Genomic DNA, 3,890 nt, shown 5'->3' with positions numbered 1-3,890 from the left:
GGCTCCGGTCGCGGCACCGACGCCGATCCCCGCGCCAGCACCTGCGCCCGCACCCGCACCCGTCATTGCACCGCCGCCTCCTCCGGCGCCAGTGCCCGCACCGCCTCCCGCGCCCGTCGCTGCACCGGTTGCCGTCGTCGAGCCCGCCCCCATCGCCACCGAGCGCAAGAGCTGGTTCGACAAGCTCAAGACCGGCCTGCGCAAGACCGGCACCGGCATCCAGGCCGTGTTCGTCAATGCACAGATCGACGACGCGCTCTACGAAGAACTCGAATCGGCGCTGCTGATGGCCGACACCGGCGTCAAGGCGACCGAGTACCTGCTCGACGACCTGAAGGTGCGCGTCAAGCGCCAGATGGCCACCGACGCCGCGCAGGTCAAGCTGCTGCTGGCCGATGCCGTCACCGACCTGCTCAAGCCGCTCGAGAAGCCGCTGGTCATCGGCGAGTACACGCCCACCGTGATCATGGTGGCCGGCGTCAACGGCGCGGGCAAGACCACCTCCATCGGCAAGCTCACCAAGCACCTGGCGACCGAAGGCGCCTCCGTGCTGCTGGCCGCGGCCGACACCTTCCGGGCGGCGGCGCGCGAGCAGCTGCTGGTCTGGGCCGACCGCAACACCGTCGAGATCGTGAGCAACGAAGGCGGCGACCCGTCGGCCGTGAGCTTCGACGCCGTGAACGCCGGCAAGGCGCGCGGCAAGGACGTGGTGCTGGTCGACACGGCCGGGCGCCTGCCGACGCAGTTGCACCTGATGGACGAGCTCAAGAAGATCAAGCGCGTCGTCACCAAGGCCGACGCCACCGCGCCGCACGAGGTGCTGCTGGTGATCGACGGCAACACCGGCCAGAACGCGCTCGCGCAGGTCCGGGCCTTCGACGAGACGCTGGGCCTCACGGGCCTGATCGTGACCAAGCTCGACGGCACGGCCAAGGGTGGCGTGATCTGCGCCATCGCGCGCGAGCGGCCGGTGCCGGTGTACTTCATCGGCGTGGGCGAAAAGCTCGAAGACCTCGAGACCTTCAACGCCCGCGAGTTCGCACAGGCCTTGCTGGGCTGAGGCCTTCGCCTCCGCCCGCCCTTCGCGTCGGTCTTCGCGTCGGTCAAAAAAAACGGCCCCCGGCTTTCGCCGGAGGCCGTCAGCTCCCTGTCTTTCTTATTTCTCCCTTGTATTCCCCCTGCGTGTGGCCCTTGCCGCGTCGCGCCCTGTGTGCATAGGCACCGGTGGTCGACGCCTGCAATACCCCCTGATTCGCTTCCCCGAGACCCGAAATTACGACGGGGAGCCAAGGTCCGGCAGTGCCAAAAGTCACTGCATGTGTGCTGAACCGCGTTGATCAGCGCGTAATGAACTACAACGTATTCAGTTTCAGCCGCAGGCTGTGTGCGAAACGCTACGGTGCCGGCGCGAGCTCGGCCATGGCCTGCAGCAGCGCATCGGGCGCCACGGGCTTGAACAGCACCGGCACGCCCGACTCGCGCACGCGCTGCAGGCGGTCGGGCGAGGTCTCGCCAGTGATCAGCAACAGCGGCAGTTCGGCGCCTGCGTACCGGCTCAGGCGCAGGCCGGCGTCGAGGCCGTCGACACCGTCGGCCAACCGGTAGTCGCACATCAGCAGGCCGAAGGGCCGGCCCTCGGCGCGGGCCTGGTGCAAGGCATCGGCGGCGGCGGCCTCGTTGGCGACGGCATGCGCGTCGACCGCGTGCGTGCGCAGCAGGCTGGTCATGGCTTCGCGGACTTCCAGCTCGTCGTCCATCAGCAGCACGCGACCGGGCAGCGTGGCGGCGCGGCGGCGCGCGGCCAGCTCGACACTTCCGGCCGGAAACGGCCCCACGAGCGCACTGACCTGCGGCTGCGCGGTGGGCAGCACCACGCGAAAGTGCGTGCCCCGGCCCGGTCGCGAGTGCATCTGCACCGGATGGCCCAGCAGCCGCGACAGCCGCCGCACGATCGACAGGCCGATGCCCAGGCCGCGCGCGCGGTCGCGCCCCGGGTTGTCGATCTGATAGAACTCTTCGAAAATCCGGTGCGACTGCTCGGGCGCGATGCCGATGCCGGTGTCGCGCACCTCGATCCACACGGTGTCGCCACGGTCGCGCGCCGTGACGGTCACGCCGCCCTGCACGGTGTACTTGAGGGCGTTGTCCATCAGGTTCGACAGCATGCGGTGCAGCAGTTGCGGGTCGCTGCGCACCCACAGGCCGCTGGCACGCACGCGCAGCTGCAGTTCCTTCTGTTCCGCCTGCGCCGAGAAGGTGTGGTTGAGCGGCAGAAACAACGCATCGAGCTCCACCGGCTGCGGCGACGGCGTGATGACGCCCGCGTCGAGCCGCGAGACGTCGAGCATGGTGTCCAGCGACGCGCCCAACGCGTTCACGGCGCGCATCAGGCGCTCGGCGTTGCGGCTTTCGGGACGGCCGCGCAACTCGTTCTCGAGCGCGGCGCCGAACAGCGCGATGGCGTGCAGCGGCTGGCGCAGGTCGTGGCTGGCGGCGCCGAGGAAGCGGGTCTTTTCTTCGCTGGCGCGCTCGGTGGCGGCGATCTGGTCGCCCAGCCGCGCGGCCAGCGCTTCGTTCTCGAAGCGCAGCATGAGCGAGTCGGTCAGCAGCCGGTGCTGGCGCACGCCGGCGTGCAGGGTCAGCATGAGGTAGGCCGAGCCGGCCGCGGCCAGGAACAGGTGCAGCCCGTCGCCCTGCCAGGCCAGCGCGATGATCATGCCCAGCGACATCGGCAGCGTGTAGCCGAAGAGCGCGGGCTTGAGCGGCCACAGCGACTGCGCGGCACGCGCGCAGCTGCCGACGATCACGGCCATCAGCAGCGAGGTCATGGGCAGGTTCTCGTGCGGCACGATGAACCAGGGCACCACGGCAGTGATCATGCTGACCAGCGTGACCATGCGCGAGATCTTGCGTGCCCAGTACGGGCTCTCCGAGGCCGGGCGGGCGGGCGTCCAGCGCGGGGTGAAGAACACGTAGATGTCGACCGCGATCAGCGCCGCCATCCAGAACAGCAGGCGCGCATCGAGCAGCTGCGAGTAGATGATGCAGCCGAACACCACCACGAAGCCCAGGTGGGTCAGCGTCGAGATGCCGTAGGTGTCGTAGACCGAGCCGACGTGCTCGCGCAGCACGCGCTGGCCCAGCAGCTGGCCGGCGGCGGTGTCGCCGCGGCCCGCCAGCGTGGAGCCGCTCAACGCAGGGTGCTGATCAGCTGGGCGCGCGAGCGCATGCCGAACAGCAGCAGGATGGTCGAGACATGGTTCTTCACCGTGCCCTCGCTCAGGTTGGCCAATTGCGCGATCTCCTTGTTCGCCTTGCCTTCGAGCACCCACTGCAGCACCTGCATCTGGCGCGGCGTGAGTTCCTGCCAGGCGCTGGCGTGCGCGAATTCCGCATAACCCGACAGCGACTTGGGCAGCGCCGCAGCCGGCAGCGTTTGCTGCTGCTGTGGCGTGCCGTCAGCCTCGAACAGGCCGCAGGCGCGGATGAAGCCCACCATCTCCTTCAGGTCGGCGGACTTCGGCAAGAAGGCACTGGCGCCCAGCGCGAGCGCCCCTTGCGCCAGCGTGCTGTTGGCTGTGCCCGAGAGCACGACGACGCGCGCCGCCGGAAAGCGCAGGCGAAACTCGGCCAGGCCGCTGAGCCCGTGCGTGTCGGGCAGCGCCAGGTCGAGCAGCACGAGGCCGACGGCAGCTTCGTTGGCTGCGTAGAGCGCGAGCGCATCGGCGATGTTGCCGGCCTCGAACACCGAGATGCGCGCGCCCGAAGTGGCGGCCTGGGCCTGCACCAGCGCGCTCACGCCCAGGCGCAGCAGGTCGTGGTCGTCCACCACCAGGATCGCGCTGGACACGCCGGCGGTTGCACCGGTGTCATGACTTAGGGCACTGTCG

The 3,890-nt window shown here is 69.4% G+C and carries 3 protein-coding genes; 1 reads left to right on the top strand and 2 read right to left on the bottom strand.

Annotation, left to right across the window (positions count from 1 at the left end; translation table 11 throughout):
* Positions 1–1,060: signal recognition particle-docking protein FtsY (gene ftsY, locus D3H34_RS31005; protein WP_286186491.1), on the top strand; the 1,060-nt coding region annotated here is incomplete at its 5' end.
* Positions 1,061–1,394: 334 nt separating this feature from the next.
* On the opposite strand, the gene D3H34_RS31000 is transcribed toward ftsY, so the two are convergent.
* A complete protein-coding gene (locus D3H34_RS31000; protein WP_286186490.1) occupies positions 1,395–3,194 on the bottom strand; it encodes a hybrid sensor histidine kinase/response regulator in 1,800 nt (599 codons plus the stop codon).
* Positions 3,191–3,850: a response regulator transcription factor gene (locus D3H34_RS30995; RefSeq protein ID WP_119558673.1), complete on the bottom strand. Its 660-nt coding sequence runs from the start codon at positions 3,848–3,850 to the stop codon at positions 3,191–3,193. The genes D3H34_RS31000 and D3H34_RS30995 overlap by 4 nt, the downstream gene beginning before the upstream one ends.
* Between the last annotated feature and the right edge of the window lie 40 nt (positions 3,851–3,890).

It is taken from the genome of Acidovorax cavernicola, from assembly GCF_003581445.1.
This window is presented reverse-complemented; position numbering and strand designations above follow the sequence as displayed.